The sequence below is a fragment of the Burkholderia ubonensis subsp. mesacidophila genome (assembly GCF_002097715.1).
In the GTDB taxonomy this organism is placed as follows: Bacteria; Pseudomonadota; Gammaproteobacteria; order Burkholderiales; family Burkholderiaceae; genus Burkholderia; species Burkholderia mesacidophila.
On the sequence record NZ_CP020737.1, the window covers coordinates 848,963 to 863,510 of the forward strand.

Sequence of the window (14,548 nt, forward strand, 5' to 3'; positions counted from 1 at the left end):
GGCTGCAGGCAGACGGACAAACGGCCCGCCCGGCATCGATGCCGGGCGGGCCGTTTCGTTTGCGGCGCGCCGTGATGCGCGCGCCGGCCATGCGTCAGGCGGGCGGGTTCAGAAGAACGCCTGGATGCCCGTCTGCGCGCGGCCGAGGATCAGCGCGTGGATGTCGTGCGTGCCTTCGTACGTGTTGACCACTTCGAGGTTCATGAGATGGCGCGCGACGCAGAACTCGTCCGAGATGCCGTTGCCGCCGAGCATGTCGCGCGCGAGCCGCGCGATGTCGAGCGCCTTGCCGCACGAGTTGCGCTTCATGATCGACGTGATCTCGACGGCCGCGGTGCCTTCGTCCTTCATGCGGCCGAGCCGCAGCACGCCTTGCAGGCCGAGCGTGATTTCGGTCTGCATATCGGCGAGCTTCTTCTGGATCAGCTGGTTCGCGGCGAGCGGCCGGCCGAACTGCTTGCGGTCGAGCACGTACTGGCGCGCGGTGTGCCAGCAGGCCTCGGCGGCGCCGAGCGCGCCCCAGGCGATCCCGTAGCGCGCCGAGTTCAGGCACGTGAACGGGCCGCGCAGGCCGCCGACGTGCGGCAGCCGGTTTTCCTCGGGGACGAACACGTCGTCGAGGACGATTTCGCCGGTGATCGACGCGCGCAGCCCGACCTTGCCGTGGATCACCGGCGCGGACAGGCCCTTCCAGCCCTTCTCGAGGATGAAGCCGCGGATCGTGTCGTGGCCGTCTTCCTCGAGCTTCGCCCAGACGACGAACACGTCGGCGATCGGCGAGTTCGTGATCCACATCTTCGAGCCGGACAGCGAATAGCCGCCGGACACCTTCTTCGCGCGCGTGATCATGCCGCCCGGATCGGAGCCGTGGTTCGGCTCGGTGAGGCCGAAGCAGCCGATCCATTCGCCGGTCGCGAGCTTCGGCAGGTACTTCTCCTTCTGCGCATCGGAGCCGAACTCGAAAATCGGCACCATCACGAGCGACGATTGCACCGACATCATCGACCGGTAGCCGGAATCGACGCGCTCGACCTCGCGCGCGATGAGGCCGTAGCTGACGTAATTGAGGCCGGGGCCGCCGTACTGCTCGGGGATCGTCGGCCCGAGCAGGCCGAGCTCGCCCATTTCACGGAAGATTCCGACGTCCGTGCGTTCGTGGCGGAACGCCTCGGTCACGCGCGGCGCGAGCTTGTCCTGCGCATACGCGTGCGCGGCGTCGCGCACCATCCGCTCGTCCTCGGTGAGCTGCTGGTCGAGCAGCAGCGGATCGTCCCAATGGAATGTTGCAGCGCTCATCGTGTCATCTCCTGATCCCATGCCTATGGTTCACTTGACTTGCGTTCCGCTGTGCGGAACAATGTTTTGCAATTCGATCCCAGTGTAGCACCGGATGACGCTTTCAACCATCGACGACCAACCGATCGACGAGCGCAAGTTCGTCGTCGCGCTCGCGCGCGGCCTGGACCTGCTGCGCGCATTCCGCCCCGGCGAGACGATGCTCGGCAACCGCGATTTCGCGGAGCGCACCGGCCTGCCGAAGGCGACGGTGAACCGGCTCGCGTACACGCTGACGGTGCTCGGCTACCTGCGCTACGACGACACGCTCGGCAAATATGCGCTCGACGCGGGCGTGCTGTCGCTCGGCTTCGCGCTGCTGTCCGGCGCGGGCACGCTCGACCTCGCGCGGCCGCACATGCAGGCGCTCGCGCGCGAGATCGGCGCGGCGGTGTCGCTCGGCTGCCGCGACGGGCTCGACATGATCTATCTGGAGACGATCCGCAGCGAGACCGCGCTGACGCTCGGGCTCGCGCCCGGTTCGCGGCTGTCGATGCTGACGAGCTCGATGGGGCGCGCGTACCTGGCGGTGCAGCCCGACGACGTGCGGCGCGCGCTGGTCGCGGAGCTGCATCGGGCGGCCGGCGCCGGGCCGGACGCCGATGCGCTCGTCGGCGCCGCGCAGCAGGCGGTGGCCGAGTTCGCGTCGGGCGGCTGCTGCTATTCGTTCCGCGCGTGGCACGCGGACGTCAACGCGGCGGCCGTGCCGTTTCGGGAGCCGCGCGAGGGGCGCTGGCTGATCCTGAGCTGCAGCGGGCCCGCGTCGTCGATGGGGGAGGAGGTGTTCCGGTCGCAGGTGGGGCCGCGCCTGAAGGCGCTGGCGCAGCGGCTGGGGCAGCTTGCCTGATCGCGCGGTATCGAGTCGTGCGTCGCCGGCAGACTCCGGTTGCGAATCCGGCGCTCGGCGCTCATCATCGGTCGCCTGACACCCGAATACGACGAGGTTCGCCATGTCGCACCCGGAAACGCTCGAAGGCGGCTGCGCCTGCGGCGCGATCCGCTACCGGATCAGGCACGTCCCGACCGACGCCGGCTTCTGCCATTGTCGGCTATGCCAGAAGACGACCGGAGCGGCGGTGGTCGCGTCCGCGTCGCTGCCGCTCGACGCGTTCGACTACCTGAGCGGCGAGCCGGTCGTCTATGCGTCGAGCGCGTGGGGCGAGCGGCGCTTTTGCGGGCGGTGCGGCGCGCAGCTCGAATACCGGTTGCGCCACGCGCCGCAGACGGTCGAGCTCAACTACGCGACGCTCGACGATCCGTCGCGGATTCGCCCTGCGTGGCATATCTGGTACGCCAACCGGTTTCCTGGCATCGAGATCGGCGACGACTTGCCGAAGCACGACGACAGCGGCGAGGACTGACGCGCGCCGGCTGCCGGCCGCAACCCGCCATTCGTCGCCTCAGGCCGACACCATCTTCGCAAACACCGGACCCTGCATGAACCGCACGTCATGCTGGCGCAGCAGTTCGCACTGCGTTTCATCGACGACGCCGTCGAAGATCAGCGGAATCCGCACGCGCTGCGCATACCCGACGAGCGCCTTGACCATCCCGTCGCGCAACGCGATGCCCGCATCCATCTTGATGTAGTCCGGCCGCGCCATGTCCGATTCGACCGCGAGGATGCGGCCCGGGTCGGGCAGCTTGTCCGCGACCCGGAAGCCGTGATGCTGGTAGCTGCGCGTCAGGTAGCCGAGGAACGTCTTGTGCGCGACCGCGGCGGCCGGCAGCTCGATCACGACCCGCTCGGGCGGCAGCCCGAAGCGCTGCAGCACCGACGAGAAGTGCTTGCCGTGGTCGTACTTCACGCTCTTCAGCAGCCGCTCGTGCACGCGCAGGAACAGCAGCCCGTGGCGCTGCGCGCCGAAGAAGTTGATCGCGTGCAGCGCGCGCGACAGGCGGTCGACCGCGACCAGCGCCTGGTCGTCGGTGGCCGAATCGAACGGATCGGGCGCGGTGCCCGTCGCCAGCGTCACCGCCTGGAAGCCCAGTTCGTCGCCGTAGCGCTCGATCGTGTCGGCGAACGACGTCGATTGCGGCGCGCCCGGCATCGTCACGTCGTAGATCGGCTCGTAGGCGCTGTTCAGCGTCAGCTCGGGCAGGTGCGCGCACGCGGTGCCGCCCTCGGCGAGCGCAACGTGATCCCGCAGGAACGGCAACTGCCCGGCGCGGGTGACCAGCTCGGGAATGGTAGGCGGAATCATGGGGAAGTCGGCATGGAAAAACGGCGGCCGAACCGGCCGCTTCTGCACTCGATAGTAGCAGTGCGCGCCGCGCTCGGCTTGGCGATTCGCTCATATGGTTATCCCGCCGGCAGCCGATGCTTAGGGTTTACGTTGATTTCACTATCCGTAATTGGTTTTACTATTCGTAAATCCTGAGTTTGTCGTCGATCAAGAAAGACAGCATTCGGGCGTCGCCGGACGATGCCCTGTCCCCGATTCAACAGGAAGCAAGGAGCGAGACGTGGCGGGTGAGACGAAATGGACGTCGCAGGCGGGGCCGGTATGCCGGCGCGCCGTCGGCGGGCGGTGGGACGGGCAGGCGAGCGCGGCGTCGCGCGCGCGACAGGGACAGGGTTGAACGGACGGATGGCGACCATGAGCATCGATTACCAGACCCTGAAGTTTGCGTACCGGCCGCGCGCGGAGCGCGGCGCCGACAGCGACGCTGCGATCCATCCGGTGATCGTCGTCGGCGCGGGCCCGGTCGGCTTGTCCGCCGCGATCGACCTCGCGCAGCAGGGCGTGCCCGTCGTGCTGCTCGACGACGACGACACGCTGTCCACCGGCTCGCGCGCGATCTGTTTCGCGAAGCGCACGCTCGAGATCTTCGACCGGCTCGGCTGCGGCGAGCGCTTCGTCGACAAGGGCGTGAGCTGGCACGTCGGCAAGGTGTTCCTGCAGGACGAGCAGCTCTATGCGTTCGACCTGCTGCCCGAGGCGGGGCATGCGCGTCCGGCGTTCATCAATCTGCAGCAGTACTACGTGGAAGGCTATCTGGCCGAGCGCGCGTTCGCGCTGCCGAATCTCGACATCCGCTGGAAGCACAAGGTGACGGGCCTCGCGCAGTCGGACGCGTGCGCGGAACTGACGGTCGAGACGCCGGAAGGCGTCGAGACGCTGCGCGCGCGGTACGTGATCGCGGCGGACGGCTCGCGCAGCCCGGTGCGCACGATGATGGGGCTCGAGAGCCACGGCCGCACGTTCAAGGACCGCTTCCTGATCGCCGACGTGAAGATGAAGGCGGAGTTTCCGACCGAGCGCTGGTTCTGGTTCGATCCGCCGTTCCATCGCAACCAGTCGGTGCTGCTGCACCGCCAGCCGGACAACGTGTGGCGCATCGACTTCCAGCTCGGCTGGGACGCCGATCCGGTCGCGGAGAAGCAACCGGAGCGCGTGATCCCGCGCGTGCGCGCGCTGCTCGGCGCTGACGTCGAATTCGAGCTGGAGTGGGTGAGCGTGTACACGTTCCGCTGCCAGCGGATGGATGCGTTCCGCCACGACCGCGTGCTGTTCGCCGGCGACGCGGCGCATGGCGTGTCGCCGTTCGGCGCGCGCGGCGCGAACAGCGGCGTGCAGGACGCCGACAACCTCGCGTGGAAGCTGAAGCTCGTGCTCGACGGTCACGCACCCGAGCGCCTGCTCGACACGTATGCGAGCGAACGCGAGTTCGCGGCCGACGAGAACATCCGCAACTCGACGCGCTCGACCGACTTCATCACGCCGAAGAGCCCCGTGTCCCGCGTGTTCCGCGACGCAACGTTGAAGCTCGCGCGCGACTGCGAATTCGCGCGCAAGCTCGTCAACAGCGGGCGCCTGTCGGTGCCCGCGGTGCTTGCCGATTCGCCGCTGAACACGCCCGACCGCAAGGGCGACGCGTTCGCGTGCGCGATGCGCCCGGGCGCGGCGGCGGCCGACGCGCCGGTGCATGCGCACGGCGCGGCCGGCTGGCTGCTGCGGCATCTGTGCGACGGCTTCACGGGCGTGCTGTTCGGCCTGCCCGGCGACGCCGCCGCGCTCGCGCAGGCGCTCGCCGGCCATGCGCTGCCGGTGAAGCCGGTGCTCGTCGTGCCGAAGGGCCAGGCGCGCGACGTGCAGGGCGTCGACGTGGTGGAGGACGTCGACGGGCTGGCCGCCGAGCGCTACGACGCGCAGCCCGGCACGTTCTACCTGCTGCGGCCCGACCAGCACGTGTGCGCGCGGCTGCGCGCGCTCGACCGGCAGGCGGTGGGCGACGCGCTCGCGCGCGCGACCTGCGCGGCCTGACCGACAACAAGACCTCGGAGACACCCGTCATGCATCACCATCTCGACACCCGTCTGCGCCTGGCCGATCCGGACGCGTTCTACGAAGCGCTGATCGACATGCATCGCGACCTGAGCGACAGCGACAGCCAGCTCGTCAATGCGAAGCTGATCCTGCTGCTCGCGAACCAGATCGGCGATCTCGGCCTGCTGCGCGAAGCGATGGCGCTCGCGCGCCAGGGCGTGACGCCGCCCGCGCATCCGGCCGCGGAGGCCGCGCAATGAGCGCCGCGCCGGGCGCGGCACGCACGCTCGAAGTCGAGTGCCTGATCGACGACACCCACCGTCCGGCGTTTCACTGGATGCTGCTCGCGCTGTGCGGGCTGTGCCTCGTGATCGACGGCTTCGACGCGCAGGCGATGGGCTACGTCGCGCCGAGCGTGATCGCCGAGTGGGGCGTGCCGAAGCAGGCGCTCGGGCCGGTGTTCAGCGCGAGCCTGTTCGGGATGCTGCTCGGCGCGCTCGGCCTGTCGGTGCTGGCCGACCGGATCGGGCGGCGGCCGGTGCTGATCGGCGCGACGCTGTTCTTCGCGCTGACGATGCTCGCGACGCCGTTCGCGGGTTCGATTCCGGTGCTGATGGCGCTGCGTTTCGTCACGGGCCTCGGCCTCGGCTGCATCATGCCGAACGCGATGGCGCTCGTCGGCGAGTTCAGCCCGGCCGCGCATCGCGTGAAGCGGATGATGATCGTGTCGTGCGGCTTCACGCTCGGCGCGGCGCTCGGCGGCTTCATCAGCACCGCGCTGATCCCGGCGCTCGGCTGGCGCGCGGTGTTCTTCGTCGGCGGCGCGGTGCCGCTCGCGCTCGCGGTCGCGATGGCCGCGCGGCTGCCGGAGTCGCTGCAATTCCTCGTGCTGAAGGGCCGCGATGCGCAGGCGCGCGACTGGCTCGCGCGCTTCGCGCCCGCGGCCGGCATCGACGCCGGCACGCGTCTCGTCGTGCGCGAGCAGGCGGCGAGCGGCGCGCCCGTCGCCGAGCTGTTCCGCGACGGCCGGCTGCCGGTCACGCTGCTGTTGTGGTCGATCAGCTTCATGAACCTGATCGACCTGTATTTCCTGTCGAACTGGCTGCCGACCGTGATGCGCGACGCCGGCTACACGCCCGGCACCGCGGTGATCGTCGGCACCGTGCTGCAGACGGGCGGCGTGGTCGGCACGCTGTCGCTCGGCTGGTTCATCGAGCGCTACGGCTTCGTGCGCGTGCTGTTCGCGTGCTTCGCGTGCGCGGCGGTGTCGGTCGGGCTGATCGGCTCGGTCGCGCATGCGCTGCCGTGGCTGCTGCTCGTCGTGTTCGCGGGCGGCTTCTGCGTGGTCGGCGGCCAGCCGGCCGTGAATGCGCTCGCGGGCCAGTACTACCCGACGTCGCTGCGCTCGACGGGCATCGGCTGGAGCCTCGGCATCGGCCGGATCGGCTCGGTGCTCGGGCCGCTCGTCGGCGGACACCTGATTGCGCTCAACTGGTCGAACGGCGCGCTGTTTCATGCCGCGGCGGTGCCGGTGCTGTGCTCGGCGCTGTTTGTGCTCGGCCTTGCCAATGTGACGCGGCGGCGCGGTGCGCAAGCACCGCGCGCCGCCTGAACGAATGATGGAGAAATCGAACGATGACGCTTGACCTGTCGAAACCGGCGACCGCCGGCTACCTGAGCGGATTCGCGAACGAATTCGCGACCGAAGCGCTGCCGGGCGCGTTGCCGCACGGCCGCAATTCGCCGCAGCGCGCACCGTACGGGCTGTACGCGGAGCAGCTGTCCGGCACCGCGTTCACCGCGCCGCGCAGCCACAACCGCCGCTCGTGGCTGTACCGGATCCGGCCGGCGGCCGTGCACCGGCCGTTCGAGCCGTTCGCGGGCCCGCAGCGGCTCGTCGCGGAATTCGGCGATTCGCCCGACGTGCCGCCGACGCCGCCGAACCAGCTGCGCTGGGACCCGCTGCCGATGCCGGCCGAGCCGGTCGATTTCATCGAAGGCTGGGTGACGATGGCCGGCAACGGCTCGGCCGCCGCGATGAACGGCTGCGCGATCCACCTGTACGCGGCGAACCGCTCGATGCAGGACCGCTTCTTCTACAACACCGACGGCGAGTTGCTGATCGTCCCGCAGCAGGGGCGCCTGTTCATCGCGACCGAGTTCGGCCGGCTCGACGTCGAGCCGTTCGAGATCGCGGTGATCCCGCGCGGCGTGCGCTTCACGGTCGCGCTGCCGGACGGCGACGCGCGCGGCTACATCTGCGAGAACTTCGGCGCGCAGCTGCGCCTGCCGGACCTCGGGCCGATCGGCTCGAACGGTCTCGCGAACCCGCGCGACTTCGTCACGCCGCAGGCTGCGTACGAGGATCGCGAAGGCGCGTTCGAGCTGATCACGAAGCTGAACGGGCGCCTCTGGCGCGCGGACATCGGCCATTCGCCGCTCGACGTCGTCGCGTGGCACGGCAACTACGCGCCGTACAAATACGACCTGCGCCTGTTCAACACGATCGGCTCGATCAGCTACGACCATCCCGATCCGTCGATCTTCCTCGTGCTGCAATCGCCGAGCGACACGCCGGGCGTCGACACGATCGACTTCGTGATCTTCCCGCCGCGCTGGCTCGCGGCCGAGGACACGTTCCGCCCGCCCTGGTTCCACCGCAACGTCGCGAGCGAGTTCATGGGCCTCGTGCACGGCGCTTACGACGCGAAGGCAGAAGGCTTCGTGCCGGGCGGCGCGAGCCTGCACAACTGCATGTCGGGCCACGGCCCGGACGCGGAGACGTTCGAGAAGGCGTCCGCGAGCGACACGTCGAAGCCGCACAAGGTCGACGACACGATGGCGTTCATGTTCGAGACCCGCACGCTGATCCGGCCGACGCGCTTCGCGCTCGACACCGCGCAGCTGCAGGCGAACTACTTCGAATGCTGGCAAGGCATCCAGAAACACTTCAATCCGGAGCAACGATGAGCATGTCCCCTGAACTGCGCGCGACGCTCGACCCGGCGCGCAAGAGCTGGATCGACGCGGCGAACGATCCCGCGTGCGACTTCCCGATCCAGAACCTGCCGTTCGGCATCTTCAGCGATGCGAAGCAAACGGCGCGGCGCGCGGGCGTCGCGCTCGGCGACCAGGTCGTCGATCTCGCGGCGCTCGCGCGCGCGGGCCTCGTGACGCTGCCGGCCGGCGCCGGCGACGTGTTCGCGCAGCCGACGCTGAACGCATTCATCGCGCTCGGCCGCGACGCATGGCGCAGCGTGCGCGTGCAGTTGAGCGACCTGTTCGCGCGCGGCGCCGCGCGGCTGCGCGACGACGCATCGCTGCGCGCGCAGGCGCTCGTGCCGCAGCGCGACGCGACGCTGCATCTGCCGGTCGACATCCCGGGCTACACCGATTTCTACTCGTCGAAGGAGCATGCAACCAACGTCGGCTCGATGTTCCGCGATCCGAAGAATGCGCTGCTGCCGAACTGGTCGGAGATGCCGATCGGCTACAACGGCCGCGCGTCGTCGGTGATCGTCAGCGGCACGCCGGTGCGGCGCCCGAACGGGCAACTGAAGCTGCCCGACCAGGAGCGTCCGGTGTTCGGCGCATGCCGCAAGCTCGACATCGAGCTGGAGACCGGCTTCATCGTCGGCAAGGGCAATCCGCTCGGCGAGCCGATCGCGTGCGAGGACGCCGAAGCGCACATCTTCGGGATGGTGCTGCTGAACGACTGGAGCGCGCGCGACATCCAGCAGTGGGAATACGTGCCGCTCGGACCGTTCAATTCGAAGGGCTTCGCGACGACGATCTCGCCGTGGATCGTCACGCTCGACGCGCTCGAGCCGTTCCGCACCGTGCAGCCGGCGCAGGCGCCCGAGCCGCTCGAGTACCTGCGGCATCGCGGCGATCATGCATTCGATGTCGAGCTCGCGGTGACGTTGCGCGCCGAGGGCGCGGCCGAAGCCACGACGATCTGCCGCACCAACTTCAGGTACATGTACTGGACGATGGCGCAGCAGCTCGCGCATCACACGGTCGCGGGCTGCAATACGCGCGTCGGCGACCTGATGGGTTCCGGCACGATCAGCGGGCCGACGAAGGATTCGTTCGGCAGCCTGCTCGAACTGACGTGGAACGGCAAGGAGCCGGTCGCGCTGACGGGCGGCGGCAGCCGCACGTTCATCGAGGACGGCGACGAGCTCGCGCTCGCGGGCTGGTGCCAGGGCGACGGCTATCGCGTCGGCTTCGGCACGTGCGTCGGGAAGATCCTGCCGGCGCTCGCGCGCTGAAGCGCACACGGCGGCGCGCCGGACCGGTGGTTCGCGCGCCGCGTGATCGGATGGACTGCCGCGCGCTACGCGGACGGCGCGACGCGCGCCAGCGCGCGCCGCTCCCACAGCGCCGCGACGACGAACGCGAGCACGCTCGCGACCAGCACGCCGACCAGTGCGTGGCCGCCGAGCTGCTCCATCAGCGCGCCGGCCACGAGCGGGCCGCCGAAGCTCGCCGCGCTCCATGACGCGGACACGAGCGAGCTCGCGGTGACGAGCGCGGCGCCCCGGAAGCGCTCGCCGCAGGCGACGAGCGACAGCGTATAGATGCTGCCCGCCGCCGCGCCGAGCACGAACAGCAGCGGCCAGCACAGCCACGGATTCGTGATGACGAACGGCAGCAGCGGCAGGCCGGCGAGCACGATCCAGCCGGCGCCGAGATGCACGCGTTCGCGGCCGAGCTTGTCCGCGAGCCAGCCGATCGGGAACTGCATCGCGGTATCGCCGAACAGCATGATCGACGCGAGCAGCACCGCGGTCCCGCTCGCGACGCCGCGATCCATCGCATAGAGCGGCAGCAGCGACAGCGCGAGCGTGTCGAACAGCGCGAAGAAGCCGGTGCCGATGATGAGCGCGGGCATGCGCGGCAGCACGCTGCGCCAGTGAGCGTGGTCCGCGTGATGCGCGTCGTCGCCGGCGAGCGGCGCGCGGCGGATCGACGCGAGCGACGGCAGCGCGAGCAGGAACAGCGCGCCGCACAGCGCGAAGCGGATGCCGGTGAAGCCCGAGATCTGGCTGACGAGCACCGGGCCCGCCATCTGGAACAGCGTGAAGTTGGTCGCGTAGATCGCGACGACGCGGCCGCGCGTCGAATCGTTGGCGAGCTGGTTGACCCAGGCCTCGCCGATCGTGAACAGCAGCATCAGCGCCGCGCCGCACAGCACGCGCAGCACGCCCCAGACGACGAGGTTCGACGTGAACTGCATCAAGGCGGTCGCCGCGGCGAGCAGCAGCACTGATGCGACGATCGCGCGGCGTGCGCCGAAGCGGCGCGCGAGCGCGGTGACGAACGGCACGATCGCGAGGCCGCCGCCGGCCTGCGCGGCCGTCAGCATGCCGACGACGTTGGTGCCGTGTCCGGCTTCGGTCAGCGCGAGTGCGGTGAGGGGTAGGGTGGCGCCGGTGCCCAGGCCGACGACCGCGACGCTCAGAATGAGCGCCAGGAAATCTCGATTAAGAATGGCTTTCATCGGCCGAGATGCTACACCGGCGGTTCGCAACGGTCCATGAAGGCCGTCATGCGCGCGGGGTGTTCGGTTCCCGCGCGGCGAAACCACCTTTGCGTTACACGTATTCGGTCGGCGCGGCGACCGGGCGGCGTTCGAGCGACGCCGACCACAGCGTGAGCGCGAGCGCCGCGACCGCCATCGCGACGCCGACCCACGGCAGGTTGACGAGCGGAATGCCGGCGCCGATCGCCATCCCGCCGAGCCACGCGCCCGTCGCGTTGCCGAGATTGAACGCGCCCTGGTTGAGCGTCGACGCGAGATTCGGCGCGTCGCTCGCGCGATCGACGATCAGGATCTGCAGCGGCGGCACGATCGCGAACGCGAGCATCCCCCACACGAAGATCGTCGCGAGCGCGGCGAACGGCAGGTGCATCGTGCCGGCGAACAGCGCGAGCACGACGCCGATCAGCGCGAGCGACGCGATCAGCGACGGCATGCGGCGCCAGTCGGCGAGCTTGCCGCCGAGCGTGCCGCCGACCGTCAGGCCGAGGCCGAACAGCAGCAGCACGTAGGTGACCTGGCGCGGCGAGAAGCCGGTGACGTCCTCGAGGATCGGCGTGATGTAGGTGAACACGCTGAACAGGCTCGCGGACGCGAGCACGCTGATGCCGAGCACCATCAGCACCTGCGGGTGCTTCAGCACGCTGAATTCGCGGGTGATGCTGGTGTCGGGCATGGCCAGGTTCTTCGGCAGGCAGACCGCGAGCGCGGCGGCCGCGGCGAGGCCGATGCCGGTCACCGCCCAGAACGTCGCGCGCCAGCCGAACGCCTGGCCGAGCGCGGTGCCGAGCGGCACGCCGAGCACGTTCGCGAGCGTGAGGCCGGTGAACATCAGCGCGATCGCCTGCGCACGCCGGTTCGGCGCGACGAGGTTGCTCGCGACCACCGAGCCGATGCCGAAGAACGCGCCGTGGCAGAACGCGGTGACGACGCGCGCGGCCATCAGCACCGCGTAGCCGGGCGCGATCGCGCAGAACAGGTTGCCGGCGATGAACAGGCCGATCAGCCCCATCAGCGCGCGCTTGCGCGGCATCTTCGCGGTGACGACCGCGAGGATCGGCGCGCCGATCGTCACGCCGAGCGCATAGCCCGACACCAGCATCCCGGCGGCCGGGATCGACACGCCGAGATCGCGCGCGACGTTGGGCAGGAGCCCCATGATCACGAATTCGGTGGTACCGATTCCAAAAGCGGCAACGGCGAGGGCGAAGAGAGGTAAAGGCATCGCGGTGGGCCCGGGAAAAGCCGCCGCGCGCGGGAGGCGCGGGGCAGGCGGAGGGAGGACGTCAGCCGCGATTTTACTTCAGTGAAAACCCCTATGTTTGGGGGCCGAACGGCTGTTGCCGGCTTGCGACGGCGTACCGTGCGCGTGTCCACATGGTGGGATGGCGCGGGGGCGGCGGGGATGTGGATAACGGGGTTGCAACAGCAGCGTCAACGCTGTGGGCCGGCGCTCAGACGGCCTTTCGCGCCGGCGTGGCGGCTTTGCCGGCCTCTCCTGATTCGCCGGTTTCACCTGCCGCTCCGTTCCAGCCGTTCTCGTACAGGCACGCTTCGATCGGCATCCGCGCGGCCCAGCGCTCTTCCTCGAGCATCGGCTTCGCATAGAACGCATCGACGTGCCCGAGACATAGCACCGCGATCGGTTTCGCGCCGTCGGGCATCCCGAGCAGCGCGCGCAGCGCGTCGACGTCGAACAGCGACACCCAGCCCATCCCGAGCCCTTCCGCGCGGGCCGCGAGCCACATGTTCTGGATCGCGCACGCGGCGGACGCGAGGTCCATCTCCGGCAGCGTGCGGCGGCCGAACACGTGACGTTCGCGGCCGTCGGCGAGCGCGACGACCAGCAGTTCCCCGCATTCGCGCACGCCTTCGACCTTGAGCCGCATGAATTCGTCCTGACGCTCGCCGAGCGCGTCGGCGGTCGCGCGGCGCTCGGCTTCGACGAGCGCATGGATGCGCGTGCGCAACTCAGGATCGGTGATGCGGATGAAGCGCCATGGCTGCATGAAACCGACGCTCGGCGCGTGGTGGGCCGCGCGCAGCAGCCGGGCGAGCACGGCCGGATCGACGGGCGCCGACGTGAAATGGCGCATGTCGCGCCGCTCGAAAATGGCGCGGTAGACAGCGGCGATGGCGGTTTCGTCGAAACGCATGGGCGGCGGGGGCAGGGATGAGGTCGGCGCAACGATAGCAGACTGCGTGCGGCCGGCGTTACGAGAAAAGAATCAAAATGATGAATAGGTGCCGATTTAGAAACAATGCGCGGCGAACGGCGAAATCGGCACAGTGAAACGCCATGGCTGAACGACGCGGCCGGGTTCGAGGCCGCTGTCCGACGAAGCGGCTCGCGCATCCGGCCGCCTGCCGTCAGCGATTCGACGTCACCACGTTCCGTGGGGTCCCCGCGTACCACGCCTCGATGTTGACCAGCGTCGTATGCGCGATCTCCGCGAGCGCCTCGCGCGTGAAGAACGCCTGGTGCGACGTGACGATCACGTTCGGGAACGTCAGCAGCCGCGCGAGCACGTCGTCCTGCAGCGGCAGGTCCGAGTGATCCTCGAAGAACAGCCCGCCTTCCTCTTCGTACACGTCGAGCCCGAGGTGCCCGAGCTGGCCGCTCTTGAGCGCGTCGACCAGCGCCTGCGCGTCGACGAGTCCGCCGCGGCCGGTGTTGATCAGCATCGCGCCGTGCTTCATCTGCGCGAGCGTGCGCGCGTTGATCAGGTGATGCGTCGACGGCAGCAGCGGGCAGTGCAGGCTGACGATGTCGGCGTGACGCAGCAGCTCGTCGAGCCCGACGTAGCGGGCGCCGAACGCGATCAGCTCGTCGTTGTAGGGCGGCACCGAATGCGCGAGCACGTGCATTCCGAAGCCCATCATGATCTTCGCGAACACGCTGCCGATGATGCCGGTGCCGATCACGCCGACGGTCTTGCCGTGCAAGTCGAAGCCGAGCAGGCCGTTCAGCGAGAAGTCGCCTTCGCGCGTGCGCGCGACGGCGCGCGGCAGGCGGCGGTTGAGCGCGAGGATCAGCGCGACCGCGTGTTCGGCGACCGCATGCGGCGAATAGGCGGGAACCCGCACCACCGTGATGCCGAGGCGTTCGGCGGCGGCGAGGTCGACATGGTTGAAGCCCGCCGAGCGTAGCGCGATGAGCCGCGTGCCGCCGTCCGCGAGCCGTTCGAGCACCGCCGCGTCGACGGTGTCGTTGACGAACGGACAGACCGCTTCGTAGCCGTGCGCGAGGATCGCTGTCTCGGCGTCGAGATGCGACGACTGGAAATGCAGCCGGTAGCCGAACTGCCGGTTGGCGGCAGTAAACGAATCGTCATCGTACTGCCGGCTGCTGAACAGGATCACGCGCACGCTGCACCTCCGAAGGCTGAGGTGCGCA

At 69.4% G+C, this 14,548-nt stretch carries 13 protein-coding genes; 7 read left to right on the forward strand and 6 right to left on the reverse strand.

Going from position 1 to position 14,548, the window contains the following annotated elements:
- Positions 1-108: 108 nt before the first annotated feature.
- The gene (locus B7P44_RS04090) at positions 109-1,296 is read right to left on the reverse strand and encodes an acyl-CoA dehydrogenase (RefSeq protein ID WP_084900975.1); all 1,188 of its coding nucleotides are present in this window, start codon (positions 1,294-1,296) and stop codon (positions 109-111) included.
- A gap of 94 nt (positions 1,297-1,390) precedes the next feature.
- Between B7P44_RS04090 and B7P44_RS04095 the strand changes: the two genes are divergently transcribed.
- Both B7P44_RS04095 and B7P44_RS04100 read left to right on the forward strand, forming a co-directional pair.
- Entirely contained in the window at positions 1,391-2,182 is a 792-nt protein-coding gene (locus B7P44_RS04095; protein WP_084900977.1) for an IclR family transcriptional regulator, read from the forward strand.
- Between the two features lie 103 nt (positions 2,183-2,285).
- Entirely contained in the window at positions 2,286-2,696 is a 411-nt protein-coding gene (locus B7P44_RS04100; protein WP_084900979.1) for a GFA family protein, read from the forward strand.
- Positions 2,697-2,735: 39 nt separating this feature from the next.
- On the opposite strand, the gene B7P44_RS04105 is transcribed toward B7P44_RS04100, so the two are convergent.
- Positions 2,736-3,539, reverse strand: a complete 804-nt coding sequence (locus B7P44_RS04105) for an EAL domain-containing protein (RefSeq protein ID WP_084900981.1) — start codon at positions 3,537-3,539, stop codon at positions 2,736-2,738.
- Between the two features lie 396 nt (positions 3,540-3,935).
- Between B7P44_RS04105 and B7P44_RS04110 the strand changes: the two genes are divergently transcribed.
- Genes B7P44_RS04110 through fahA form a run of 5 tightly spaced genes read left to right on the forward strand, consistent with a single transcriptional unit; the run spans position 3,936 to position 9,880 of the window.
- Positions 3,936-5,603: an FAD-dependent oxidoreductase gene (locus B7P44_RS04110; protein ID WP_193834350.1), complete on the forward strand. Its 1,668-nt coding sequence runs from the start codon at positions 3,936-3,938 to the stop codon at positions 5,601-5,603.
- 29 nt (positions 5,604-5,632) lie between these two features.
- Complete coding sequence (locus B7P44_RS04115) at positions 5,633-5,866, forward strand: DUF2783 domain-containing protein (RefSeq protein ID WP_084900986.1); 234 nt, start codon at positions 5,633-5,635, stop codon at positions 5,864-5,866.
- The gene (locus tag B7P44_RS04120) at positions 5,863-7,218 is read left to right on the forward strand and encodes an MFS transporter (RefSeq protein WP_084900989.1); all 1,356 of its coding nucleotides are present in this window, start codon (positions 5,863-5,865) and stop codon (positions 7,216-7,218) included. Before B7P44_RS04115 ends, B7P44_RS04120 begins: the two co-directional genes overlap by 4 nt.
- A gap of 23 nt (positions 7,219-7,241) precedes the next feature.
- Complete coding sequence (gene hmgA, locus B7P44_RS04125) at positions 7,242-8,576, forward strand: homogentisate 1,2-dioxygenase (protein ID WP_084900992.1); 1,335 nt, start codon at positions 7,242-7,244, stop codon at positions 8,574-8,576.
- Positions 8,573-9,880: a fumarylacetoacetase gene (fahA, locus tag B7P44_RS04130; RefSeq protein WP_084900995.1), complete on the forward strand. Its 1,308-nt coding sequence runs from the start codon at positions 8,573-8,575 to the stop codon at positions 9,878-9,880. The genes hmgA and fahA overlap by 4 nt, the downstream gene beginning before the upstream one ends.
- Positions 9,881-9,945: 65 nt before the next feature.
- Here fahA and B7P44_RS04135 read toward each other — a convergent pair whose 3' ends face one another.
- The 4 genes from B7P44_RS04135 to B7P44_RS04150 form a co-directional block, all read right to left on the reverse strand.
- A complete protein-coding gene (locus B7P44_RS04135) occupies positions 9,946-11,112 on the reverse strand; it encodes an MFS transporter (protein ID WP_084900999.1) in 1,167 nt (388 codons plus the stop codon).
- Between the two features lie 94 nt (positions 11,113-11,206).
- Entirely contained in the window at positions 11,207-12,376 is a 1,170-nt protein-coding gene (locus B7P44_RS04140) for an MFS transporter (RefSeq protein WP_084901002.1), read from the reverse strand.
- A 229-nt stretch (positions 12,377-12,605) separates the two neighbouring features.
- Entirely contained in the window at positions 12,606-13,307 is a 702-nt protein-coding gene (gene bluB, locus B7P44_RS04145; RefSeq protein ID WP_084901005.1) for a 5,6-dimethylbenzimidazole synthase, read from the reverse strand.
- Between the two features lie 214 nt (positions 13,308-13,521).
- A complete protein-coding gene (locus B7P44_RS04150) occupies positions 13,522-14,520 on the reverse strand; it encodes a 2-hydroxyacid dehydrogenase (protein ID WP_084901007.1) in 999 nt (332 codons plus the stop codon).
- Positions 14,521-14,548: the final 28 nt, after the last annotated feature.

What these genes read in the sequence shown, in the direction of transcription:
- B7P44_RS04115 (WP_084900986.1), top strand. Translation starts at nt 5,633, where the DNA reads ATGCATCACCATCTCGACACCCGTCTGCGCCTGGCCGATCCGGACGCG.
- B7P44_RS04095 (WP_084900977.1), top strand. Translation starts at nt 1,391, where the DNA reads ATGACGCTTTCAACCATCGACGACCAACCGATCGACGAGCGCAAGTTC.
- bluB (WP_084901005.1), bottom strand. Translation starts at nt 13,307, where the DNA reads ATGCGTTTCGACGAAACCGCCATCGCCGCTGTCTACCGCGCCATTTTC.
- hmgA (WP_084900992.1), top strand. Translation starts at nt 7,242, where the DNA reads ATGACGCTTGACCTGTCGAAACCGGCGACCGCCGGCTACCTGAGCGGA.
- B7P44_RS04120 (WP_084900989.1), top strand. Translation starts at nt 5,863, where the DNA reads ATGAGCGCCGCGCCGGGCGCGGCACGCACGCTCGAAGTCGAGTGCCTG.
- B7P44_RS04140 (WP_084901002.1), bottom strand. Translation starts at nt 12,376, where the DNA reads ATGCCTTTACCTCTCTTCGCCCTCGCCGTTGCCGCTTTTGGAATCGGT.
- B7P44_RS04110 (WP_193834350.1), top strand. Translation starts at nt 3,936, where the DNA reads ATGAGCATCGATTACCAGACCCTGAAGTTTGCGTACCGGCCGCGCGCG.
- B7P44_RS04135 (WP_084900999.1), bottom strand. Translation starts at nt 11,112, where the DNA reads ATGAAAGCCATTCTTAATCGAGATTTCCTGGCGCTCATTCTGAGCGTC.
- B7P44_RS04105 (WP_084900981.1), bottom strand. Translation starts at nt 3,539, where the DNA reads ATGATTCCGCCTACCATTCCCGAGCTGGTCACCCGCGCCGGGCAGTTG.
- B7P44_RS04100 (WP_084900979.1), top strand. Translation starts at nt 2,286, where the DNA reads ATGTCGCACCCGGAAACGCTCGAAGGCGGCTGCGCCTGCGGCGCGATC.
- B7P44_RS04090 (WP_084900975.1), bottom strand. Translation starts at nt 1,296, where the DNA reads ATGAGCGCTGCAACATTCCATTGGGACGATCCGCTGCTGCTCGACCAG.
- fahA (WP_084900995.1), top strand. Translation starts at nt 8,573, where the DNA reads ATGAGCATGTCCCCTGAACTGCGCGCGACGCTCGACCCGGCGCGCAAG.